We start from the raw sequence: 21,240 nt of genomic DNA, 5'->3' as shown, positions 1-21,240 counted from the left end.
GGAGGGTACGGCGTGGGCGGGCGGACCGGCGCCTTCTCAGGCGGAGAGGGCCTGTGCCTCGTCGTCGGCGGCCGTGGCCACGTCGGGGAAGACCTCGAAGAGGCGGCGTACGCCGAGGGCCGCGAGCACCCGGTTGACGTGCGAACCGTCGACCGCCCCGCGGGCGGGCAGGATCAGCCGCAGGTCGCCGCCGCAGGAGTGCATCAGGCGGCGGGCGGCGATCATGACGCCGACCCCGCTGGAATCGCAGAAGAGAACCTCGGACAGGTCCAGCACCACACGGTGGCGGCCGTGCGCGACGGCTTCGTGCACGTGCTGGCGGACGGCGGGCGAGGTCACCAGATCCAGCTCTCCGGAGACGTGCAGTACGGCCCAGGCGTTGTGCTCGGCCTCGATCACCTTCAGCGTCACGCGTCCGGACCTTTCGTTCTGCCGATGCGGAAGTAGTCCTTCCCCTCGCGGCTGCCCCGCCGCCCTCCCACGAAACACCACGGCCCCGGGAGGACCGGATCGGGGGATCCGATCATTATCATCCCGGACCGGGACGCGGACACACTTACCGTAAAAGGGCATGCGTTGTCAGCGGCTCGCACTACATTCGAAGGAAGTGACGAGGGCACAGGGCACGTGGTGGGCAGACTCACAGGGCTGGGGGCCGCATGGCGAAGGACGCACCGCCTCGCTGGGACCGCAGGATGCAGCAGCGGCTCTCGCGCGGCGAGGCGGCGGCGCTCGGCGAGCTGTACGACAGGTTCGCCTCGCTGGTGCACAGCATCGCCCACCGGGTGCTCGACGACGACGCGGCGGCCGACCAGATCATGCGCGAGGTTTTCGGTCACGTCTGGGAGAAGCCGGACACGTACGACCCCAAACAGGGCTCGATGAGGTCCTGGGTGGCCGGGCTCACGCACCGGCAGGCCGTGCAGCGGCTGCGGCAGACCGGGGCCGCGGCGCTGACGGACGGCGGCGAGGGCACCTCGGAGGAGCTGGAGCAGAAGGTCCGCAGGGCCTCGGCCGCCGCCCGCGCGGACTACATCGTGACGTCGATGCCGGCGCCGCTGCGGGCCGCGCTGGAGCTCGCGTACTTCCAGCGCAGGGACTACCGGCAGACGGCGGCCGACCTGGGGGTCACGGAGGACGAGGCGCGCAGGCGGCTGCGGCTCGGGCTGCAACTGCTGTCCACGGCGAACCCGCGCCACCAGGACGGTCTGTGGCCCCCGCCCGGATACGGACAGCACGGATGAGCGGGGAACACGGTCCGGACGGGGCCGCGGAGTCGAACGGGCACGGGGGCGGGGACGGGGACGGCGGCCGGGACGGACGGGAGCGGCCGCAGGACCGGACTCCGCGCATCCCGGCGCCGAGGGCGGCGGCGGACGACCGCGAGGTGCTGGAGACGGTGGAGGCGCCAGCCCCGCCCCCACCGCCCGGGGTACCCGAGGTCCTGGAGGTCCCCGAGGCCCTCTCCCACGATGTGCTCAAGTCGCTGCTGGGTGCCTGGGCGCTGTCCGCGTGCGCGGCCGACGAGACCCATGCGGTCGAGGACCACCTCACCGAGTGCGCCCCCTGCGCGGAGGAGGCCCTGCGACTGCGGGACGCGGTCGGCCTGCTCCACACCGAGCGCAGCCTGGACCTCGACCCGCTGCTGCGCAACCGCGTGCTCGACGGCTGCCTGGGACGCCGGCCCGCACGCGTCCCCGTCCCCGGCTGGGCCACGCCGTACGACGCCGAGACGGCGCGCCTGGACGCCCTGCTGCGGGACATCGGCGACTCGGAGTGGCATGCGCCGGTGCGCCTGAAGTGGTTCGCCGACGAGGAGGCGACGACCCGTAAAACGACCGTCGCCGGGGTCATCGGCCACCTGATGACCGTCGACGGCCTGGTCGCGAAGGCGCTCGGCCTCGACGACCCGATGGGCACGGCAGGACCGGAATCGCCGTCGGACCGCACCGAGTCGTACTGGCACTCCTCCCGCTTCCCGCCGACCCGCACCGTCCGCGAACCGTGGCGCGAGCAGGGCCACGCCCTCATCCGCACGGTGTCCTTCGCGGGCCGCGGCGCGGCCGAGCTCTCCGTCTCGTACGGCGACTTCGCCCTGCCCCTGCGCGACGCGCTGCTGGACCGTGCCTTCGAGTGCTGGGTGCACGCCGAGGACATCGCGGACGCGGTGCACTATCCGTACGAACCGCCGGCCGCCGCGCACCTCAACCGCATGATCGACCTGGCCGCCCGGCTGATCCCGGCGACCCTCGCCGCCCGCCGCAGAGCCGGTCTCGCGGCCCCGGCGCGGTGTCTGGTGACGCCGGGCTCACCCGGCCGCTCGCTCCACCTGGAGATCGAGGGCGCGGGCGGCGGCGACTGGTACATCCCGCTGGACTCCCCGGCGGCGGTCGGCTCGGCCGCGCACAAGGTGGCCCATGTCGCCCTGGACGGCGTCGAGTTCTGCCAGCTGGCCTCGGGCCACGTGCCGCCGCAGGACGCTGCGGCGGGACAGAACGGCGACCGGGAGGCGATCCGCGACGTGCTCTTCGCGGCGGCGTCCCTGAGCCGCCTGTAGACCCGTAGACCCGTAGACCCGCGCCCTGCGGGCCTACGCGAAGACCACCGTGCGGCGGCCGTTGAGCAGGACGCGGTGCTCGCTGTGCCACTTCACCGCCCGCGCCAGCGCCTGGCACTCCACGTCGCGGCCGATCGCCACCAGCTGCTCCGGCGTCACGTCGTGGCCCACCCGCTCGACCTCCTGCTCGATGATCGGGCCCTCGTCGAGGTCGGCCGTCACATAGTGCGCCGTGGCGCCGATGAGCTTCACTCCGCGCGCATGCGCCTGGTGGTAGGGCTTGGCGCCCTTGAAGCTCGGCAGGAAGGAGTGGTGGATGTTGATGATCCGGCCGCTCAGCTGCTTGCACAGGTCGTCCGAGAGGACCTGCATGTAGCGGGCCAGGACGACCAGCTCGACGTTCTCGGAACGTACGGTTTCGAGGAGCTGCGCCTCCGCGTCCGCCTTGTTGTCCCGCGTCACCGGAATGTGGTGGAAGGGGATGTCGTACGAGCCGACCAGCTCGGCGAAGTCCGTGTGGTTCGAGACGACCGCCGCGATCTCCACCGCCAGGGCGCCGGTCCGCGACCGGAAGAGCAGGTCGTTCAGGCAGTGGCCGAACTTGCTGACCATCAACAGGATCCGCATCCGCTCCTCGGGGCGGTGGATCTGCCAGTCCATCCGGAAGGAGTCCCCGATCGCGGCGAAGCTGGCCCGCAGCTTCTCCACGGTCACCGGAGCGTCCGCCGAGAAGTGGACCCGCATGAAGAACAGACCCGTGTCGTGGTCGCCGAACTGCTGGCTGTCCTCGATGTTGCACCCGGTCATGAAGAGGTAGCTCGACACGGCGTGCACGATGCCCTGTTTGTCCGGACACGAGAGGGTGAGGACGTACTGGTCCGAGGAGGGCCGGTCCGACGGGGGCAGGAGGGAGGGGGCGGGCTGCGGGGCGCTCATGACTCCGAGGATTCCATATCCGGCGGGGGTCAGGCCGACCCGGTCAGAATGCGGATGACCTCCAGCGTGCGCGGCTCGGTGTCCGGGTCGTCCCCGTCGCTCGCCGCCAGCCGTACGTGCGCCTCGCGCGCCGCCCGTACCGCCTCCGGCCAGGCGTGGTGCTCCAGGTACGCCGACACGGGGGCGTCCGCGCCCACCTGGTGCATGATCTTCAGCACCCGCAGGACGGCGACGTCGACGAGCGCGGCCTCCTGGGAGTCCCGGAAGATCGTGCCGACGTACTTCTCGGCCGACCAGTTGTCCAGCCAGGTGTCCTCGACCAGCCGGTACACGGCATCTGTCACGTCTCCGTAGCCCTCGACGCCCGCCAGCCAGCACTGCTGCTGGAAGAGGGGGTCGGAGAGCATGTGCAGCGCGGATCGCACGTTCGTGCGCCAGCGCCACCACGGCATGTCATTGAGCGGCATGCCGCCCATGGTGGGGGAGCGACGGCCGCGACGGGAAGAGTTCACCGAACCTTGCACGGTTGCAAATCGTACGTTCCCTGACGGCACGGGCGTACGACCCCCCTCAATTCACTTCGACGTCACCCTTCGTTGAGGCATGCTCACTGCTCTGTTACCCATGGGGCGGAAGTGTGTGCACACATGACCGGACGGCGAAGCCCCTCCTCTCCCCGCACATTCCTCTCGAAGGCCACGGCCTCCATAGCCGCGGGTACGGCGACGGCGGTCGGGGCGTCGCTGCTCGCCGGCTGCGCGGTGCTCCCCGGGGCCTCGGAGGACTCCAGGGAGCCCGTGACCGTCATGACGTGGGCCCCCGAAGGGACCCCGGCCACGAACATGCCGGGCATGCCCGCCATGGCGAAGGCATACGCCCGCTGGGCCAACGCGAACGGCGGTCTGGCGGGCCACGAGCTCAAGGTCGTCACCTGCAACGAGCACAACACCACCGTCGGCGCGTCCCAGTGCGCCAAACAGGCCGTGCGACAGGGCGTGATCGCGGTCGTCGGCTCGTACAGCCAGCACGGCCGGGCCTTCATGGCGCCGCTGGAGACCGCCGGCATTCCCTACCTCGGCGGCTACGGCGCCTCCGACAAGGAGTTCAACAGCCCGCTCTCCTACCCCGTCAACGGCGGCCAGGCGGCTCTCCTCGCGGGCAACGGCAGGCAGCTCGCCCGCGACTGCGACCGCGTGTCCCTGGTACGCCCCGACACGGTCGCCGGCGACGACCTGGCGACGCTCCTCGGTTCGGGCCTCGCGGAGGGCGACCGCAAGGCGGCCACCGACATCCTGGCGGCGGAGGACGCGAACGACTACACCGCGCAGGCACGGGAGGCGCTCAGCAGCGCGGGTGCCTTCGACGCGTACGGGACCGGAACCGGCTGCGTCACGGCGGTGCTCGGCGACCGTACGGAGACGTTCTTCGACTCGTTCCGGAGACTGGAACCGGAGGTACACGGGAACGTCCGGGTCGCGTCGGTGCTCGGCAGCGTCGGCCAGCCGCTCCTCGACCGCACAGGCGGCAAGGACGGGCCCTTCGAGGGCGCGTACGTCACCGGCTGGTACCCGGTGGCGAGCGACGCGCGCTGGGGCCCGATGCGCCAGGTGATCCGGGAGCACGCCTTCGCGGACAACCGGATCGACCCGGCCGACACCGGGGTGCAGACCACCTGGATCGCGTACACCGTGCTCAAGGAGATCCTCGAATCGCTCGCGGAGAACGGCACGGACGGCGTCACGGCGTCCGACATGGTCGGGGCCCTGAACCAGAGCGAGGGAGTGGAGACGGGCGGCCTCACACCGACTCTCAGCTGGCGCCTGGAGCACCTGCTGGCGGCGCGGGACTTTCCGCGCATCGTCAACAGGTACGTGACGTTCCAAGTGGTGCGCCGGGGGCGGCTGGTGTCGGTGAAGGAGGGCTTCGTGGACGTGGGCGAGACGCTGGTGCAGGCGCCTTCCGCGGGCTGACTCACGGGGAGACGGGAGGAGGGGGCCGGACGCCCGAGCCGGGCGTCCGGCCCCCTCCTCCCTGTTCCTGTCGTCCTGCCGTCCTTTTGCCCTGCCGCCCTGCCGCCTGTTGTCGGTCGCGGTCAGAGCTGCGTGGCGTCGCGCTCCGTCAAGCCGTAGCGCTTCGCTATCTCGTTCCAGATGCCGACGGCTTCCTTCTTCGCCTGCGACGCCTTGCCGCTCTCGCGGTTGCCCGCCTGCTGCTGCGGCGTCGACCGCGCGTGCCCCTTCTTGCAGCCCTTCTTGTCCGCGACCTGGTCCGCCCAGGCGGCGTAGTGGTTGTCGGCCGCTTCCGACGCCTTCCACGCGCTGGTGAGCGAGGCCGAAAGCTCGGCGTGGTCCGGCAGCTTGTCGACGGCCAGGCCCTGGAGGCGGGTCACCAGTTCACTGCGCTGCTTGGCGGCGGCACGCAGGTCGCTCGCCGCCTTCGGCAGGTTCTTGCAGGCTCCGATGGACTGGACCGCGCTGATGACGGAGGCACGGCTGTCGTTGCTGTCGGCGAGCAGCGCGTCGAGCGACTTGGCCTGCGGCTCGGCCGGGTCGGGGGCGGCCTGCGGCGAGGTCTCGCCCGCCGGTGAACTCACCGCGGCGACCGGCTTCTTGTCCTCGGACTTCTCCTTTTCGCCACCACTGAGCAGCGCGCCCGCCCCGAGGCCGAGCGCGGAACAGCCGACGACGACCGCGGCGATCAGCACCAGGGGCGAGTTGCGCCGGCGCGGGGCAGCCCCTGCGCCCCCCGCGGGGGTGGCGGGGGCCATGGGCGTGGGGGCCACGGAGGGCGCGGGCATCGCGGCCGAAGCCTGCGCGGCGGCGTTGCGGCGTGCGGCACGGCCCTGGGGGGCGGCCCCGAACGGCGGCTGCTGGTGGGGCGGCTGCTGCTGCGGCTGCGCCTGGGACTGTCCGTCGAAGTGCGGCATCTGCCGGGTGGAATCCGCCGCCTGCGGCCCGGCACCGCCCCGGAAGAGGCTGTCGAACTCGGCGGGCGGCTGCCGGTCTTCGGGGCCGCCGGGGCGGATGCCGTAGGGAGCGCCGGAGGGCGCCTCGGGAGCGCCCTGGGCGTTCGGCACGGGCGGGAGGTACTGCGTGGCGTCCGCGTCGCCCGCCGGGGCTCCGCCGGGCGCGGGCGCGTTCTGGTGCCGGCCGAGGAACTGCGTCGAGTCCGCCGGGCTCTCGGGCGGCAGGGCGCCGGGTCCGGCCGGCGGCACGGGCGGGAGGTACTGCGTGGCGTCCGCGTCGCCCGCCGGGGCTCCGGCGGGGGCCTCCGGGGGCAGGGGCTGCGGGTGCGGCTGCTGGGCACCGTACTGCTGCTGCTGCTGGGCGCCGTACGGCGGCTGCGGCTGCGCGCCGTACTGCTGCTGCGTTCCCGGCTGCGGCGGCGGCAGGGCGCCGGGCTGCTGGGCGCCGTACGGCTGGGTCCCGTACTGCGGCTGCGGCTGCGGCTGCGGCTGCGGCTGCGGCTGCGGCTGCGGCGCACCGTACTGCTGCTGCTGCTGCGGTGGCTGGGCGGCACCGGGCTGCTGAGGGCCCCACGGCTCGCCCCACGGCTGTCCACCCGCCGGAGCCACCCGCTCCTCGGGTGCCCCGGGTACCCAGGGGCCACTGCCGTCCGCGGGCAGCACGACACCCTCGTGCGCGGGCGGCCGCGCAGCGGGAAGCCGCGACTCGTCACCCTGTCCGCTCTGCGTCACCGGGACTCCTACGTGTGGACGTATGTGTGGATCTACGGAACCGTCGGTTCACGCTACCGGGTGACACCGCGCCTCTGCCACGCGCCCACCGTCCCCACACATACCGCCGAAGGCCCAGCGGGGAGTCCTGTGACGGGTTGTGCCCTTAAGGCCCTGTTAAAGACCCCGCCAGGACCCCGCCAGGGCCTCGCCAGGGCCTCGCCCGCATCCCCCCTCGGAGCCCTGCCACAGCTCGTCACGGCCCGTCGCATTCCGTCACGGTCCCCGGAAAGTCCCTACGCCGCCTGCATCTCCAGCCGGGCGCCGAATTCACGCACCGCGGGCTCGTCGCGGTACGGCTCCAGCCGCTGCTGGAAGTCCTCCAGGTACTCCGCTCCCCGGTTCGACCGCAACGTGCCCAGCAGCTCCACCGCGCGCGTGCCCGTGTCGCAGGCCTGCTCGATCTCGCGCTGCTGCACCTGCGCCGTGGCCAGTACGACCAGGCCGATCCCCCGGCGCCGCGCCCGCGCGTCCGGATGGCCGTCCAGGGCCTCCTGTGCCCGGCGTGCCGCCGCTTCCCCCTGGCCCAGGTCGCGGTGGCAGTGCGCCAGCTCGTCACAGAGGTACGCGTGGTCGAAGTGCGCGATCCACACGGGGTCGTCGCCCGTGCCGTCCCCGGAACGCTCCAGCGCGCCCAGCGCCTTGGCCGCCATCGCCTCGCAGGCCCGCGCGTCGCCCATCAGCGCGTGCCCGCGCGCCTCCGCCGCGCAGAACATCGCCTCCGCGCGCGGTGTCACCCGCCCCCGGGCCCCCTCCTGCGCCGCCCGCGCCAACTGCGCGATCTCGCGCGGGTTCCCGAGCTGGGCGGCCAGGTGGCTCATGGACGCGGCCAGTACGTACCCGCCGTAGCCCCGGTCGTCCGCCGCCTGGGCGAGCCGCAGCGCCTGGATGTAGTAGCGCTGCGCGAGCCCCGGCTGGCCGGTGTCGACGGCCATGTAGCCGGCCAGTTCCGTCAGCCGTGCCACCGTCGCGAAGAGGTCCCGGCCGACCGATTCGCGGTACGAACCGGAGAGCAGCCCGGACACGACGCTGTTGAGGTAGTGCACGACGATCGGCCTGACGTGTCCGCTGCCGAAGCGGTGGTCCAGCTCCACGAGGGCGTCCGTGGTCGCCCGTACCGCCGCCACGTCCGACGCGCCGACCCGGCCGCCGCCCGCCGTCCTGGCCACCTGGGTGTCCGAACCCGTGATCAGCCAGTCGCGGCTCGGCTCGACGAGCGCCGAGGCGGCGACCGTCGAACCCGACAGGAAGTCGCGGCGCCCCACGTCGCTGCGCCACAGCTCGCAGACCTGCTCGATCGCGCCGGGCACGGTCGGCGCGAACTGCAGACCGATCCCGGAGGCCAGGTTCTTGCCGTTGGCCATGCCGATGTCGTCGATCGTGACCGTACGGCCGATCTTGCGCCCGATCGCTTCGGCGATGATGCCGGGTGCGCGCCCGCGCGGCTGCTGTCCGCGCAGCCAGCGGGCGACCGACGTCTTGTCGTACCTCAGGTCGAGACCGTGTTCGGCGCCGCACATGTTGACGCGGCGGGCGAGCCCGGCGTTGGAGCACCCGGCTTCCTGAATGAGCGCCTGCAACCGTTCGTTGGGCTGGCGGGCGACGAGAGGCCTGGCTGCCATTGACTACCCCCTGGTGCCGCAGTGGTCCGTGAATCATGGACTGAATCACGCTGATCACTGCCCGGCAGATATGCAGAGAATGCGGAACATGCCGGAAGAGAACGGTATTGGCGGCGTTTTGGCCGTCATTCCCGGGCTTCCGTACCTGTGGCTACCCACCTGCGGCCGCCCAGCCGCATGCGCGCCCCCGGCCATGCACCGGTGCGCCCCGCGTGCAGGATCGATGCTCCTCCGGCAAGGCGGCGCACGCCCGTAACCCGAGGTGACGGCGGGAGTTGAGCTGTTCGTGGAAGAGACCATCGGAGTCACGGACGCCGCCCAGATCCCCCATCAGCGCGGCGATCAACTGCTGGACAGCGCCGTGCGGTACGCGGAAGAACGGCACTGGGACGTGTTCCCCGGCACCTGGCTGGAGGCGGACGAGGGCGTCGAGCGCTGCTCGTGCGGCGTCCCCTCCTGCGCCTCGCCCGGCGCCCACCCCGCCACCGCCGACTGGGCGGCCCAGGCGACGGGCAGCGCCACCGCGGCACGCCGCCTGTGGTCGAAACAGCCGAGAGCGTCGATCCTGCTGCCGACGGGCCGCTCCTTCGACGCCCTGGACGTACCCGAGTCGGCCGGTTTCCTGGCGCTGGCCCGGATGGAGCGCATGGAGCTGACGCTCGGCCCCGTGACCTGCACCCCCGACCGCAGGATGCTGTTCTTCGTCCTGCCGGGAGCCGGTGCCAAAGTGCCCGACCTGGTACGCAAGCTGGGCTGGACACCGAGCGCGATCGACCTGACGACGCGGGGCGAGGGCGACTACGTCGCGGCGCCGCCGACCCGGCTCGGCGGGATGGGCGCGGTGCAGTGGGCGCGCCGCCCCACACCGGCCAACCGGTGGCTGCCGGACGTGGAGGAGCTGATCAGCCCCCTCGCCTACTCCTGCGGACGCGAGGCAGCCGCGGCGCGCACACGCCGACCGTAGGGTGTGTTCCCCGTAGCGGGACGGGGACACTTGGAGGCTGTGCTGCATGCGTGACCGGACAGTGGGACCAGAAGAGGCGGGCGGAGCGCACACTGCGCCGCCCGCCGCCGTACGTGCGGAGGGCCTGTGGAAGCGGTTCGGCGAGCAGATCGCCGTCGCCGGCATCGATCTGGAGCTGCCCGCGGGCCAGTTCATCGGCCTGGTCGGACCGAACGGGGCGGGCAAGACCACCACCTTGTCGATGGTCACGGGACTGCTGCGCCCCGACGCGGGAACGGTCCTGATCGGCGGGCACGACGTGTGGCGGGACCCGGTCGCGGTCAAGGCCAGGATCGGCGTACTGCCGGAAGGGCTGCGGCTCTTCGAGCGGCTGTCGGGGCGTGAACTCCTCGCGTACTCCGGGCGGCTGCGGGGGCTGCCCGGCGACGAGGTCGACAAGCGGACGACGCAACTGCTCGACGTACTCGATCTGGCGGGCGCGCAGCACAAGCTGGTCGTCGACTACTCGACCGGCATGCGCAAGAAGATCGGCCTCGCCGCCGCCCTGCTGCACAACCCCGAAGTGCTCTTCCTCGACGAGCCCTTCGAGGGCGTCGATCCCGTGTCGGCGCAGACGATCCGCGGCGTTCTGGAGCGGTACACGGCGTCCGGCGCGACCGTCGTCTTCTCCAGTCATGTGATGGAGCTCGTCGAGTCGCTGTGCGACTGGGTCGCGGTGATGGCGGGAGGGCGGATCCGCGCCCAGGGAACGCTCGCAGAGGTACGGGGCGACGCGCCCTCCCTCCAGAGGGCCTTCCTCGAACTGGTCGGCGCGAACGGACGGGACAGCGGGGAGAGCCTCGACTGGCTGGGCGGCGGCGCCCGGTGAGCGCGGGCGCTGCGGCTGTTCCCGGGAAGAGCGGACCGGCCGTTCCCGGGAAGGACACGCCGGCCGTTCCCGGGATCACCTCCGTCTTCGTACGGCTGAAGCTGTCGCTGCTGCGCAACGGGCTGCGGCAGTCGTCCGGCCGCAAGGCCGCCTACATCGTGTCCGCGGTGTTCGCGCTGCTCTTCGCGGCGCTCCAGCTGATCGGTCTGATCGTGCTGCGCGGGAACGAGCACGCGGTGACCGTCGTGGTGCTGCTGACGGCGCTTGTCGGGGTCGGCTGGGCGGTGATGCCGCTGTTCTTCCCCAGCGGTGACGAAACGCTCGACCCGTCCCGCCTGGTCATGCTGCCGCTGCGGCCCCGGCCGCTGATCCGGGCACTGCTGACGGCGTCACTCGTGGGGATCGGGCCGCTGTTCACGTTCTGTCTGGCACTGGGGTCGGTGATCGCCGTGGCGCGCGGCGCGGCGGCCGCCGCCGTCGGTGTCCTCGCCGTGGCGCTGACGCTGCTCCTGTGCGTGGCGTTGGCGCGGGCCGTGGCGGCGGCGAACGTGCGGCTGCTGACCAGCCGCAAGGGGCGTGATCTGGCCGTGCTGAGCGGCCTGGTGATCGCCGTCGGCATCCAGGTGGTCAACTTCGGCGCGCAGCGGCTCTCCGGCGCGGGCGGGCTCGCGAAGCTCGACCCGGTCGCGGACGTACTGAGCTGGGTGCCGCCGGCGTCGGCGATCGGCGCCGTGGACGCGGTGAGCGACGGGGCGTACGGCCGTGGGGCGGCCCAACTGCTGCTGGCCGCGGCGGCGCTGGCCGCGCTGCTGTGGTCCTGGGAGCGCAGTCTGGTCAGGCTGATGACGTCCCCGGACGGTTCGACGTTCCAGGCCGCCGAACCGGCCGGCAAGGAGTCGTCGCCGGGGTTCGGCGGCCGGTTCCTGCCCGACGGGCGTACGGGCACGGTGATCGAGCGCAGTCTGCGGTACGTGCGGCGGGACCCCAAGACCAAGGCCGCGTGGGTGACTTCGCTGGCGATCGGGCTGATCGTCCCGGTGTTCAACGCGCTCCAGGGAACGGGCACCATCTACTTCGCGTGCTTCGCGGCCGGGATGCTCGGCATCCAGATGTACAACCAGTTCGGCCAGGACACGTCCGCCTTCTGGATGGTCGCGACGACGATCTCCACGCCGCGGGACGCGTACGAGGAACTGCGGGCACGCGCCCTGGCGCTGCTGGTGATCACGCTTCCGTACACGGCGCTGGTCACCGTGGTCACGGCGGCGCTGGTGGGGAACTGGCGGGCCCTTCCCGAGGCGCTCGGACTGTCCTTCGCGCTGCTGGGCGCGATGCTGGCGACGGGAGCGGTGACTTCGGTGCGCTTCCCGTACTCGATCCCGCAGGACAGCGCGCACAAGAACGTCGCTCCGGGACAGGCGGGCCTCGCCTGGATCTCGATCCTCGGCGGCATGGTCGCGGCGGCACTGCTGTGCGCTCCGCTGATCGCGCTGACGATCTGGCTGCACGTGGCGGACGGGCAGGGCCGGCTGTGGCTGGTGCTGCCGCTGGGTGCGGCGTACGGCGCGCTGATCTCGTGGGCGGGCGTGCGCTGGGCGGCGCCGCAGGCGGCGGCGCGGCTGCCGGAGATCCTGACGGCGGTCAGCAAGGGCTGACCGCCGGGCCGGACAGGGACGGCTGGACGGCCGCGCCGGGCCGGGGAGGGCGAGGGACTCAGAGGCGGACTCGGGGGCGGCTCGCAGACGGCTCAGGGGCGGCTCAGGGGCGGGGTGACGGGCTCCTCGGCGGTCGCCTCCAGGAACGGCTCGATCGCGGCACGCCAGCCGTCCGGCCGGTCGTAGTGGATGAGGTGTCCCGCGTCCACCACCTCGGCGTACTGCCCGCGCGGCAGGACCCTGACCATCTCCTGGGCCTCCGCGCGGCCCAGTTCGCCGTCGAGGCCGCGGACCACCAGGGTGGGGCACTGGACCAGTGCGAGCTCCTCCCAGTGGGCCTCGTACACCCAGGTCTCGCGGGAAGCGAGCATCTGGCGGCGGGAGAAGAGCGGGTGCCAGCCGTCGGCGCGCTCGGCCATGACCTCGGCGAAGAACTCGCCGCGGGCCGGGCTCGGCCGCTCCACCCAGGGGTCGTCCTCACCGAACCACTTGCGGACGTCGGCCAGTGTGGCGAACGGGACGGGCCAGGACTTGAACCAGTCCTCCCACCCGCGTTGCGACGCGGCGCCGAGCGCGCTGGCCCGCATGTCGCAGATGACGACGGCGCGGACGAGATCGGGACGCTTGGCGGCGAGCTGCCAGGCGGTGAGAGCGCCCATGGAGTGCCCGATGAGGGTGACGGGCGCGAGGCCCAGCTGCTCGACCGCGGCTTCGGCGTCGGCGACGTACGCCTCGCGCGTGTACGGGCCGTCGGCCGGCTTCTCGCTGCGGCCGTGTCCGCGCTGGTCGAGGGCGACGGCGCGGCAGCGCTCGGAGAGCCAGCGCGCGGTGCCCGCCCAGTGCGCGGCACGGCCCATCAGCCCGTGGAGCAGTAAGACCCCGGAGGCGCGGTCGGTTTCTCCGCTCCCCTTGGGCGGGTCGGCGAACTCCCAGGCCGCGAGGCGTACGCCGTCGGCTCCGGTCACATCGATGCGCCGCACCATATGTCCTGGCACCCCCTTCGTCCCCCGGGTGGTCCATTGATGAGTGGTCGAGCTCGGCGAGACTATCGAACCCGCATTCGAAAACACGGTTTTGGCGCGCAACACCCCTCGTTCGAGTGACCACTCTCAAGGATTGGCTCCCGCTGCCGAGGGGAGATCTTCAGCGGGAGGCGGGCCGCTCGGGGAAGACGGACCGCGGGGGCTGACCCTGGGAGCTCGGGGCTCCGGGTCAGCACAGGGGAGGACAGGCTCCGGCGCCTCAGGGCGCCGGAGCCATCCCCTTCCCGGCGGACAGCGTGAACACGAGCGGCACCCAGCGGGTGCCGGTGCGACGGGCGCATCCCCTGCCCCTCTCCCACCGAACCGGACGACTGAACGGGGCCGACCGGGCCCGACCCGAGCCGATCGACCGGTCGGCAGACCGGCCGACGGCCCTCACGTCATGTGCCTCCGTCACAGCCTGGCACGCGATCCGCCCGGTCGCTGGGATTCCGGAGGATCGCCGGACCGGCCCCAACGACCGCCGGACCACGGGACCTTGCCGCCGGGGCGCCGGTGTCAGCGCTTGGCGACAAAAACGTGCGAGGCCACCTCCGCGCCGAGCTCCGCGGCCTCACCACTGCTGCCGACGAGTACCCCGCCGGGCGACTCCGTCACGCTCACGACCGATCCGGGCTGCACACCCGCACGGCGCAGCGTGTACATCAGCTGGGCGTCCGTCTGAATCGGCTCCCCGATCCGGCGTACGACCACGGTCTTGCCCTCCGGGCCCGGCGCCAGGTCGTTCAGGCTGACCATGTTGTCGTCCAGGAAAGGATGGGCCCCGGCCTTCTCGCCCAGTTCCTCCAGGCCCGGGATCGGGTTCCCGTACGGAGACTCCGTCGGGTGGCGCAGCAGCTCCAGGACGCGCCGCTCCACCGCCTCGCTCATCACGTGCTCCCAGCGGCATGCCTCCGCGTGGACCTGCTCCCACTCCAGGCCGATCACGTCGACGAGCAGACACTCGGCGAGCCGGTGCTTGCGCATCACGCGAGTGGCGAGCATCCGGCCCTCGCCGGTCAGCTCCAGGTGACGGTCGCCCGCCACCGTCACCAGACCGTCGCGCTCCATGCGCGCCACGGTCTGACTCACCGTCGGTCCGCTCTGGTCGAGCCGCTCGGCGATACGGGCGCGCATGGGGACCACGCCTTCTTCCTCGAGCTCGAGGATGGTGCGGAGATACATCTCCGTTGTGTCGATCAGTCCGGACATACGTGCCCCTCGATTACTCGTGCGCTGGCCCTGACCCAATTCTGACGCATAGCACCGACAACCGTGTCGCGCCGGTGGGAAGCCGTATTGACAGGGCACTGGTCCAGACCGCAACGTGATCCGCGCCACCGTCGCACGACGTACCGCTGGAAGGGGCTCCTCCGCGATGAGCGAAAGCAAACTGGCCGGTCAGTTCTTCGACGCCGCGATCGGGCTGCTGCACCGGGTCCGCGACGAGGAGGCCGAGAACATCTCGGCCGCCGGCGCCGCCGTCGCCGACGCCGTGGCCGCGGGTCGCCGGCTCTTCGCCTTCGGCGCGGGTCACTCCTCGCTCGCCGCCCAGGACGTCGTCTACCGGGCCGGCGGCCTCGCCCTGATGAACCTCCTCGCCGTTCCCGGGACCGTCGGCGTGGACGTCACGCCCGCCACCCTCGGCTCCGCCCTGGAACGCGTCGACGGGCTCGCGGGAGCCGTGCTGGACAGCAGCCCCGCCGAGCCGGGCGACGTACTGGTGGTCATCTCGCTGTCGGGCCGCAACGCCCTGCCGGTGGAGATGGCGATGAACGCGCGGGCACTCGGCCTGAAGGTCATCGGCGTGACCTCGCTGGCGTACGCGCGCGAGACGAAGTCCCGGCACGTCTCCGGCACGTACCTCAAGGACCACTGCGACATCGTCCTCGACAGCAAGATCGCGGTCGGTGACGCCGAACTCACCGCGGAGGGGATCGAGGCACCCTTCGCCCCCGCCTCGACGGTGGTGACGAGCGCCCTGATGCAGGCCGTCCTGGCCACGGCGGCGGGCGACCTGGCGGAGCGCGGCATCGAACCGCCCCTGCTGCGCTCGGGCAACGTCGACGGCGGCCACGAATGGAACGGCCGCGTGATGACGGAGTACCGCGACCGGATCTTCTTCCGCCGCTGAAAGGGCCCGGCCTACGGCCAGGACCCGCGCAGGCACTGGTGGAGGTCGATCGCCGCCGCCACGCGCACGGCGATGTTCTCCGCGTACGCCGCATCCGGGCGCTCGAAGGCGCTGCGGCTCGGGCCGCGCAGGAACGTGGCCACACCCAGCGTCCTGCCGCGGCTGCGCAGCACCACGCACAGGGCGTGCACGGTGTCCTTCGGCCACTGGCGCCGCGCCGCCCAGTCCTGCGGGCCCCCGCTCGCCCGTACCGAGCCGAGCCGGTCGAGGCACTGGAGCGCCGGATGGCCGGGCGGGTACGGGACCGGGATGCCGGCTCCGCCGGTCACCGGCAGGCACGGACCCGGGGCGCCCGACGGCGTGGCCGCCGCCCGGACCAGGCGGGCCGGGTGGTCCCCCACGGTCAGGTCGACCAGTGCGTGGTCGGCGAAACCGGCGAGGGCGAAGTCGAGGTACGACAGCGCGGCCTCCATCGGGTCCTCGCACTCGGCGGCCGCGCGTCCCGCGCGGTGCAGCTGGTTGCCGCGGAACCGCTGCTGCGCGGCTTCCTGTTCCGCCGTCTTCGCTTCGGTGATGTCCTGGAACAGCCAGCCGACTCCCAGCGGGACCGGCTCCTCGGCGAGCGGCGAGGCCAGTCTCAGGAAGCCGCTGCGCCAGCACCGCCGCCGTCCGCGCTTCCCGCCCGGCTCCGACGCCCGCAGCGTCACCCACAGCTCCGCGGGGGCCGGGGGCGCCCCTTCCGCCAGTACGTGCTGGAGAGCGCCCTCCAGCTCCTCCACGCCCTGCACGACGAGTTCTCCCAGGGGGCGGCCCAGCAGCGCCGCCCGCCCCACGCCCAGCGCGCGCGCCGCGTGCGCGTTGACGACGGTCGGGCGCAGGTCCACGTCCACCAGGACGACGCCCCAGGACGCGTCCTCGAAGAGCGCCTCGCTCAGCGCGATCGCCCGCTCCAGGTCGATCTGCGCGTGCACCTCGCTGAACGCGCAGTACACCCCGGCGGGCTTGCCCTCCGCGCTCTGCACGCCCGCCGACTGCGTCCGGACGAGAACGCGCCCGCCGTCCTTGCGCAGAAGCGCGAATTCGTGGACCTGCCGCCCCGGAGCGTGCATCGCCGACATCAGCCGTCCCTGCACCTCGTCCGCGTCCGCCGGCCGCGCCGCCCACCCCGCGAAGCCGTTCCGTCCGACCGCCTCGTCGGCCGTCCACCCGAGGATCCGCTCGGCCTCACGGTTCCAGTGGGTGATCACCCCGTCCGCGTCGAAGGCGCAGAGCGCGGCGTCCATGCCGTCGAGGAGCGCGGCGAGAAGACCGCCGGAACCCGGTCCCGGCTCGTCGGGACCGAACGCATCGGTGGTCTCGCCCATCCGGGAAGCACTCACCCGGCACCCCCTGCAGGTGTTCGCCTTCGCTGCACTGCTTGCACTGCTGAACCCGGGATCATTCAACTGGAACGTGACGCAGCACACACCTGGTTCGGGGAAAAAGATGCTCTCCGGTAATTCGGTTGTGGGGAGCGGGAGAGGTTCTTAGGCTTGCAGTACACGTGAAGGGAGGTGGTTCGGAAGTGATGTCATTTCGGACTCGTGAGGTGACTGCGGGCTGACGGCCCGTCGTCGCACTCAGTGCAGGTCGACAGGGCGTCGGCCGAAATCCCCAGCAGTCACCGACCCGCGGGTTCGCCGGTAAGTCCGGCCGGCTCCTCTCCGGAGGGACCAGAACCCGCGGGTTTCTGCGTTCCACGGGGTCCTGCGGGCCCTCTTGGACGTACGGGCTTGCGGGCTTGCGGGCTTGCGGGGATCTGTGGGGCCCTACGGGCAGAGGCGCTCCACGCGCCACGCGCCGTCCTCGGCGACGTACCGCAGGCGGTCGTGCAGGCGGTCCGCGTGGCCCTGCCAGAACTCCACCGTCTCGGGAACGATCCGGTACCCGCCCCACTCCGGGGGCACCGGTACGCGCTCCGTCTCGGGGTAGCGCGCCGCCAGCTCCTCGTAGCGCGCGAGCAGCTCCTCGCGCGACGCGACCACCGACGACTGCGCGCTCGCCCAGGCCCCCAGCTGCGAGCCGTGCGGACGTGTTCTGAAGTACGCCGCCGTCTCGTCGCGGCCGATCCGCGCGGCCGTGCCGGTGACTATCACCTGGCGCGCGACCTGGTGCCACGGGAAGAGCAGGGAGACGTACGGGTTGGACGCGATCTCGCGCCCCTTGCGGGAGGCGTAGTTCGTGAAGAAGACGAAGCCCCGGGGGTCGTACTTCTTCAGCAGGACCGTGCGGGACGAGGGCCGGCCGTCGGGGGTGGCCGTGGAGAGGATCATGGCGTTCGGTTCGTGGAGGCCGCCGGCGGCGACCTGCCTGAACCAGTGGTCGAACTGGCCCATCGGCTCGGCTGCGAGTTCCGCCTCCGTGAAGGCTTCGCTGCGGTAGTGCTCGCGCATGGCGGCGGGATCGAAATCTCGGTTCGGCACGGTGCCATCCTGCCGCAGTGGTCCAGTCTGCCCGGCACCCGGTGCCATCAACCCTCTGCGCGGGAATTGGGGAAGTGTGCCGGTAATCACGCTTCCCCGCATCGGCGGAACCCGCCAAAATGTGGGCGCCGGGCACTGTGACCTCCATACAGCAGGGGATATCGTGCCTGCTTCCGAAGCGGTGGGGTGACCACCGGCCGCGCGGGGAATCGCCGGGGTGACCGATGGCACCTGACACCTGCCCCCCGGTCATGAGCCGCTTGTCGATGCTTGTCGAATACATCATGAGGAGCCGCCTGATGTCCGACTTCGTACCCGGTCTCGAAGGGGTCGTCGCGTTCGAAACGGAGATCGCAGAACCGGACAAGGAGGGCGGTGCGCTCCGCTACCGGGGAGTCGACATCGAAGACCTGGTCGGGCATGTGTCCTTCGGGAACGTGTGGGGCCTGCTGGTCGACGGCGCGTTCAATCCCGGACTGCCGCCCGCCGAGCCGTTTCCGATCCCCGTCCACTCCGGCGACATCCGCGTCGACGTGCAGTCCGCGCTGGCGATGCTCGCGCCCGTATGGGGCCTGAAACCGCTGCTCGACATCGACGAGCAGACCGCGCGCGACGACCTGGCGCGCGCCGCCGTGATGGCGCTGTCGTACGTCGCCCAGTCGGCGCGCGGGCAGGGCCTGCCGATGGTTCCGCAGAAGGAGATCGACAAGGCGGAGACCGTGGTGGAGCGCTTCATGAAGCGCTGGCGCGGCGAGCCCGATCCCAAGCACGTCAAGGCCGTCGACGCCTACTGGACGTCGGCCGCCGAGCACGGCATGAACGCCTCCACGTTCACAGCGCGGGTGATCGCGTCGACCGGCGCGGACGTGGCCGCGGCCCTCTCGGGCGCGGTCGGTGCCATGTCCGGGCCGCTCCACGGTGGCGCGCCCTCGCGCGTCCTGGGCATGATCGAGGAGATCGAGCGCACCGGGGACGCGACCGCGTACGTGAAGCAGGCCCTCGACAAGGGCGAGCGCCTGATGGGCTTCGGCCACCGTGTGTACCGTGCCGAGGACCCGCGGGCGCGCGTTCTGCGGCGTACGGCGAAGGAGCTCGCCGCGCCGCGCTTCGAGGTCGCCGAGGCGCTGGAGAAGGCGGCTCTGGAGGAGCTGCACGCGCGGCGCCCCGACCGGGTGCTCGCGACGAACGTGGAGTTCTGGGCGGCGATCGTGCTGGACTTCGCGGAGGTTCCGGCGCACATGTTCACGTCGATGTTCACGTGCGCGCGTACGGCCGGCTGGAGCGCGCACATTCTGGAGCAGAAGCGCACGGGCCGCCTGGTGCGGCCTTCCGCGCGGTACGTCGGTCCCGCGTCGCGCAGCCCGCAGGAGGTCACGGGCTTCGACGACATCGCGCGCTGAGCGGTTGCACGACCGCGGAGGGGCCGGGCTGCTTGTTTCCCGGCCCCTCCGGCGTTTCACGTGCTTCACGTGCGCGCGCAGGCGTCAGTCCGGCGCGCTGTCGAGTGCGCCGTCGAGCAGTGCGGCCCACTGCGCCACTACGCGCCGGCGTCGCGTCGCGTCGTCGGTGAGGAGGTTGGCGAGGCCCAGGCCGCGGGCCATGTCGAGGAGGCCCTGGACGGTCTCGCGTACGCCGGGAACCGATTCGTCGGCGCCGAGGAGTTCCACCGCGATGCGGTGTGTCTCGCGGCCGACGCGGCCTTCGAGTTCGGTGACGCGGGTGCCCAGCTGATCCTCGTTGGACGCGGCCACCCACAGGTGGAGGGCGGCCCGGAAGAGCGGTCCCGTGTAGAGGTCGACGAGCGCGCCGATCACGGCCGTACGGTTGGCGGCGCCTTGCGGGAACAGCGCGCGCAGCGCCGTGGAGCGCTCCTCGGCGACGTACTCGACGGCTGCCGTGAAGAGGTCTTCGCGGGTCGGGAAGTGGTGCTGGGCGGCGCCCCGCGAGACGCCGGCCCGTTCCGCGACGACGGTCACCGTGGAGCCCGCCCAGCCGCGCTCGGCCAGGCAGGACACGGCGGCCTCCAGCAGGCGCTGTCTGGTGGCCCTGGAGCGGTCCTGCTTGGGTGCCTTGCCCGTGGCTGGGGGTGGGGATGGGCTCGGGGGTGGGGGTGGGGTTGAGGTCGGGGATGGGGTCACAGCACCCATGCGGGGTCCCGTCGTTCGAGGAATGCCGTCACGCCCTCGGCCGCCTCCCGTGAGGCGAACAGGCGCGCGGAGCGCTCGACGAGCGTGTCCGCGTCCCGGTCGAAAGCTGCCAGCACTGTAGCCGTGACCAGGCGCTTGGACTCGGCCAGCCCCTGGGGGGAGGCCCTGCGCAGCCCGTCGAGCACGGGCGCGAGCGCCTCGTCCACGTCGTCGGACGCGAGGGTGATCAGTCCCGTACGGACCGCTTCCGCCGCGTCGAACCGTTCCCCGGTCAGGTAGTAGCGGGCGGCGGCGCGCGGGTCCAGCCGCGGCAGCAGCGGCATCGAGACGACGGCGGGGGCGAGCCCGAGCCGGGACTCGGTGAACGCGAAGCTCGCGCCGGGTCCCGCCGCGGAGATGTCGCACGCGCCGAGCAGTCCGAGGCCGCCGGCCCGCACGTGTCCCTCCACCCGTGCCACCACCGGCTTGGGCAGTTCGGTGATGCTCCGCAGGAGCGCGACGAAGGCCGCCGGACCGGGCGGGGACGTGAGGTCGGCGCCCGCGCAGAAAGTGCCCCCTGTGTGGGTGAGCTGTACGGCCCGTACGGAGGGGTCCTTCGCGCACGCGGACAGGGCGTCGCCGAGCTCGCCGACGAGCCGTGCGGACAGTGCGTTGCGGTTCGCCGGCGAATCGAGGGTCAGGGTGGTGATCCCGCGTTCGTGTGCGGTGAGTACCAGGGTCATGAGCGGTCCCCCTCACGTGCGCGCAGGGCGGGCGGTTCGCGCCTGAGGATCTTTCCGGTGGCCGCCCTGGGGGCGCTGGTGATGCACGCGACGGCGGGTGGACGGTCGTGACGGAGGCCCCCGCGCGCGTGGCGGCGCAGAAGACCACCGGGTGCGCGATGGTGCGGGGGCTGCGGCAGGGCGAGTACGTCGCCCTGCCGCAGGCCCGCCTCGGTGAGCGCGGCGGCGACGCGCCGGTGGAAGGCGTCCGGTTGGCCGTACGTGATCGTGTCGCCGTTCCTCCCGTCGATCAGGGCGGGCGTTTCGCCGTACTCGGCGGCCTTCCCGAGCACCGCTTCGTGGAGGGGCACTCCGGCGGGTGCTGCGGGCGCGTACTCGCTCTGGAACGCCATGACGGTTTCCTCCCGCGGCAGGG

At 72.3% G+C, this 21,240-nt stretch carries 19 protein-coding genes and 1 pseudogene; 8 read left to right on the top strand and 12 right to left on the bottom strand.

The genetic code is table 11. From position 1 onward, the window contains the following. Positions 1 to 36 precede the first annotated feature (36 nt). Positions 37 to 411: an STAS domain-containing protein gene (locus ACWDZ4_RS21155; protein WP_093800374.1), complete on the bottom strand. Its 375-nt coding sequence runs from the start codon at positions 409 to 411 to the stop codon at positions 37 to 39. A 248-nt stretch (positions 412 to 659) separates the two neighbouring features. Between ACWDZ4_RS21155 and ACWDZ4_RS21150 the strand changes: the two genes are divergently transcribed. Next, positions 660 to 1,244, top strand: coding sequence for an RNA polymerase sigma factor (locus tag ACWDZ4_RS21150; protein ID WP_451509947.1), 585 nt, complete (start codon positions 660 to 662; stop codon positions 1,242 to 1,244). Beyond that, positions 1,241 to 2,557 carry a maleylpyruvate isomerase N-terminal domain-containing protein gene (locus tag ACWDZ4_RS21145; protein ID WP_451509946.1) on the top strand — a complete coding sequence of 439 codons (1,317 nt, stop codon included), beginning with the start codon at positions 1,241 to 1,243 and terminating at the stop codon, positions 2,555 to 2,557. Before ACWDZ4_RS21150 ends, ACWDZ4_RS21145 begins: the two co-directional genes overlap by 4 nt. A gap of 33 nt (positions 2,558 to 2,590) precedes the next feature. Here the strand turns inward: ACWDZ4_RS21145 and purU are convergent, their stop codons facing one another. Then, positions 2,591 to 3,493 (bottom strand): formyltetrahydrofolate deformylase, encoded by a 903-nt coding sequence (gene purU / locus ACWDZ4_RS21140; RefSeq protein WP_451509945.1) that lies wholly within the window; start codon positions 3,491 to 3,493, stop codon positions 2,591 to 2,593. A gap of 29 nt (positions 3,494 to 3,522) precedes the next feature. After that, on the bottom strand, positions 3,523 to 3,969 hold the full coding sequence (locus tag ACWDZ4_RS21135) for an SCO4402 family protein (RefSeq protein WP_451509982.1): 447 nt from the start codon (positions 3,967 to 3,969) through the stop codon (positions 3,523 to 3,525). A 171-nt stretch (positions 3,970 to 4,140) separates the two neighbouring features. Here ACWDZ4_RS21135 and ACWDZ4_RS21130 point away from each other — a divergent pair, with 171 nt between their 5' ends. Beyond that, entirely contained in the window at positions 4,141 to 5,463 is a 1,323-nt protein-coding gene (locus ACWDZ4_RS21130) for an ABC transporter substrate-binding protein (RefSeq protein ID WP_451509944.1), read from the top strand. A gap of 122 nt (positions 5,464 to 5,585) precedes the next feature. On the opposite strand, the gene ACWDZ4_RS21125 is transcribed toward ACWDZ4_RS21130, so the two are convergent. Both ACWDZ4_RS21125 and ACWDZ4_RS21120 read right to left on the bottom strand, forming a co-directional pair. Further along, complete coding sequence (locus ACWDZ4_RS21125) at positions 5,586 to 7,190, bottom strand: hypothetical protein (protein ID WP_451509943.1); 1,605 nt, start codon at positions 7,188 to 7,190, stop codon at positions 5,586 to 5,588. Positions 7,191 to 7,465: 275 nt separating this feature from the next. Next, positions 7,466 to 8,851: a transcriptional regulator gene (locus ACWDZ4_RS21120; protein WP_451509942.1), complete on the bottom strand. Its 1,386-nt coding sequence runs from the start codon at positions 8,849 to 8,851 to the stop codon at positions 7,466 to 7,468. Positions 8,852 to 9,131: 280 nt separating this feature from the next. Here ACWDZ4_RS21120 and ACWDZ4_RS21115 point away from each other — a divergent pair, with 280 nt between their 5' ends. The 3 genes from ACWDZ4_RS21115 to ACWDZ4_RS21105 are packed head-to-tail and all read left to right on the top strand — an operon-like array spanning position 9,132 to position 12,338. Further along, complete coding sequence (locus tag ACWDZ4_RS21115; protein ID WP_451509981.1) at positions 9,132 to 9,815, top strand: bifunctional DNA primase/polymerase; 684 nt, start codon at positions 9,132 to 9,134, stop codon at positions 9,813 to 9,815. A gap of 46 nt (positions 9,816 to 9,861) precedes the next feature. Then, positions 9,862 to 10,683, top strand: coding sequence for an ABC transporter ATP-binding protein (locus ACWDZ4_RS21110; protein ID WP_451509941.1), 822 nt, complete (start codon positions 9,862 to 9,864; stop codon positions 10,681 to 10,683). Continuing rightward, on the top strand, positions 10,680 to 12,338 hold the full coding sequence (locus tag ACWDZ4_RS21105) for a transporter (RefSeq protein ID WP_451509940.1): 1,659 nt from the start codon (positions 10,680 to 10,682) through the stop codon (positions 12,336 to 12,338). Before ACWDZ4_RS21110 ends, ACWDZ4_RS21105 begins: the two co-directional genes overlap by 4 nt. A gap of 92 nt (positions 12,339 to 12,430) precedes the next feature. Here the strand turns inward: ACWDZ4_RS21105 and ACWDZ4_RS21100 are convergent, their stop codons facing one another. Both ACWDZ4_RS21100 and ACWDZ4_RS21095 read right to left on the bottom strand, forming a co-directional pair. Then, the gene (locus ACWDZ4_RS21100) at positions 12,431 to 13,321 is read right to left on the bottom strand and encodes an alpha/beta fold hydrolase (protein ID WP_451509939.1); all 891 of its coding nucleotides are present in this window, start codon (positions 13,319 to 13,321) and stop codon (positions 12,431 to 12,433) included. Between the two features lie 558 nt (positions 13,322 to 13,879). Next, a complete protein-coding gene (locus tag ACWDZ4_RS21095) occupies positions 13,880 to 14,572 on the bottom strand; it encodes a metal-dependent transcriptional regulator (protein WP_451509938.1) in 693 nt (230 codons plus the stop codon). Positions 14,573 to 14,738: 166 nt separating this feature from the next. On the opposite strand from ACWDZ4_RS21095, the gene ACWDZ4_RS21090 reads away from it, so the two are divergent. Continuing rightward, a complete protein-coding gene (locus ACWDZ4_RS21090; protein WP_451509937.1) occupies positions 14,739 to 15,494 on the top strand; it encodes an SIS domain-containing protein in 756 nt (251 codons plus the stop codon). A gap of 11 nt (positions 15,495 to 15,505) precedes the next feature. On the opposite strand, the gene ACWDZ4_RS21085 is transcribed toward ACWDZ4_RS21090, so the two are convergent. Next, positions 15,506 to 16,873 carry a PAS domain-containing protein gene (locus ACWDZ4_RS21085; RefSeq protein ID WP_451509936.1) on the bottom strand — a complete coding sequence of 456 codons (1,368 nt, stop codon included), beginning with the start codon at positions 16,871 to 16,873 and terminating at the stop codon, positions 15,506 to 15,508. Between the two features lie 429 nt (positions 16,874 to 17,302). Next, positions 17,303 to 17,926 (bottom strand): pyridoxamine 5'-phosphate oxidase, encoded by a 624-nt coding sequence (gene pdxH / locus ACWDZ4_RS21080; RefSeq protein ID WP_451509980.1) that lies wholly within the window; start codon positions 17,924 to 17,926, stop codon positions 17,303 to 17,305. Positions 17,927 to 18,255: 329 nt separating this feature from the next. Between pdxH and ACWDZ4_RS21075 the strand changes: the two genes are divergently transcribed. Further along, complete coding sequence (locus tag ACWDZ4_RS21075; protein ID WP_451509935.1) at positions 18,256 to 19,356, top strand: citrate synthase 2; 1,101 nt, start codon at positions 18,256 to 18,258, stop codon at positions 19,354 to 19,356. A gap of 84 nt (positions 19,357 to 19,440) precedes the next feature. On the opposite strand, the gene ACWDZ4_RS21070 is transcribed toward ACWDZ4_RS21075, so the two are convergent. From ACWDZ4_RS21070 to ACWDZ4_RS21060, 3 genes and pseudogenes are all read right to left on the bottom strand, one after another. After that, positions 19,441 to 20,103, bottom strand: coding sequence for a TetR/AcrR family transcriptional regulator (locus ACWDZ4_RS21070; RefSeq protein ID WP_451509979.1), 663 nt, complete (start codon positions 20,101 to 20,103; stop codon positions 19,441 to 19,443). Beyond that, complete coding sequence (locus ACWDZ4_RS21065) at positions 20,091 to 20,825, bottom strand: enoyl-CoA hydratase family protein (protein ID WP_451509934.1); 735 nt, start codon at positions 20,823 to 20,825, stop codon at positions 20,091 to 20,093. Before ACWDZ4_RS21065 ends, ACWDZ4_RS21070 begins: the two co-directional genes overlap by 13 nt. Before the next feature lie 82 nt (positions 20,826 to 20,907). Continuing rightward, positions 20,908 to 21,217: pseudogene (locus ACWDZ4_RS21060) on the bottom strand (AMP-binding protein); the annotation flags it as partial. Between the last annotated feature and the right edge of the window lie 23 nt (positions 21,218 to 21,240).

It is taken from the genome of Streptomyces sp. NPDC003016 (assembly GCF_053591455.1).
The sequence above is the reverse complement of the archived record's forward strand: the minus strand, read 5'-3'. Positions and strand labels throughout refer to the sequence as shown.

What these genes read in the sequence shown, in the direction of transcription:
- pdxH (WP_451509980.1), bottom strand. Translation starts at nt 17,926, where the DNA reads ATGCGCGAGCACTACCGCAGCGAAGCCTTCACGGAGGCGGAACTCGCA.
- ACWDZ4_RS21065 (WP_451509934.1), bottom strand. Translation starts at nt 20,825, where the DNA reads ATGACCCTGGTACTCACCGCACACGAACGCGGGATCACCACCCTGACC.
- ACWDZ4_RS21095 (WP_451509938.1), bottom strand. Translation starts at nt 14,572, where the DNA reads ATGTCCGGACTGATCGACACAACGGAGATGTATCTCCGCACCATCCTC.
- ACWDZ4_RS21075 (WP_451509935.1), top strand. Translation starts at nt 18,256, where the DNA reads ATGTCCGACTTCGTACCCGGTCTCGAAGGGGTCGTCGCGTTCGAAACG.
- ACWDZ4_RS21090 (WP_451509937.1), top strand. Translation starts at nt 14,739, where the DNA reads ATGAGCGAAAGCAAACTGGCCGGTCAGTTCTTCGACGCCGCGATCGGG.
- ACWDZ4_RS21100 (WP_451509939.1), bottom strand. Translation starts at nt 13,321, where the DNA reads ATGGTGCGGCGCATCGATGTGACCGGAGCCGACGGCGTACGCCTCGCG.
- ACWDZ4_RS21110 (WP_451509941.1), top strand. Translation starts at nt 9,862, where the DNA reads ATGCGTGACCGGACAGTGGGACCAGAAGAGGCGGGCGGAGCGCACACT.
- ACWDZ4_RS21135 (WP_451509982.1), bottom strand. Translation starts at nt 3,969, where the DNA reads ATGGGCGGCATGCCGCTCAATGACATGCCGTGGTGGCGCTGGCGCACG.
- ACWDZ4_RS21070 (WP_451509979.1), bottom strand. Translation starts at nt 20,103, where the DNA reads ATGGGTGCTGTGACCCCATCCCCGACCTCAACCCCACCCCCACCCCCG.
- purU (WP_451509945.1), bottom strand. Translation starts at nt 3,493, where the DNA reads ATGAGCGCCCCGCAGCCCGCCCCCTCCCTCCTGCCCCCGTCGGACCGG.
- ACWDZ4_RS21130 (WP_451509944.1), top strand. Translation starts at nt 4,141, where the DNA reads ATGACCGGACGGCGAAGCCCCTCCTCTCCCCGCACATTCCTCTCGAAG.
- ACWDZ4_RS21150 (WP_451509947.1), top strand. Translation starts at nt 660, where the DNA reads ATGGCGAAGGACGCACCGCCTCGCTGGGACCGCAGGATGCAGCAGCGG.
- ACWDZ4_RS21120 (WP_451509942.1), bottom strand. Translation starts at nt 8,851, where the DNA reads ATGGCAGCCAGGCCTCTCGTCGCCCGCCAGCCCAACGAACGGTTGCAG.
- ACWDZ4_RS21145 (WP_451509946.1), top strand. Translation starts at nt 1,241, where the DNA reads ATGAGCGGGGAACACGGTCCGGACGGGGCCGCGGAGTCGAACGGGCAC.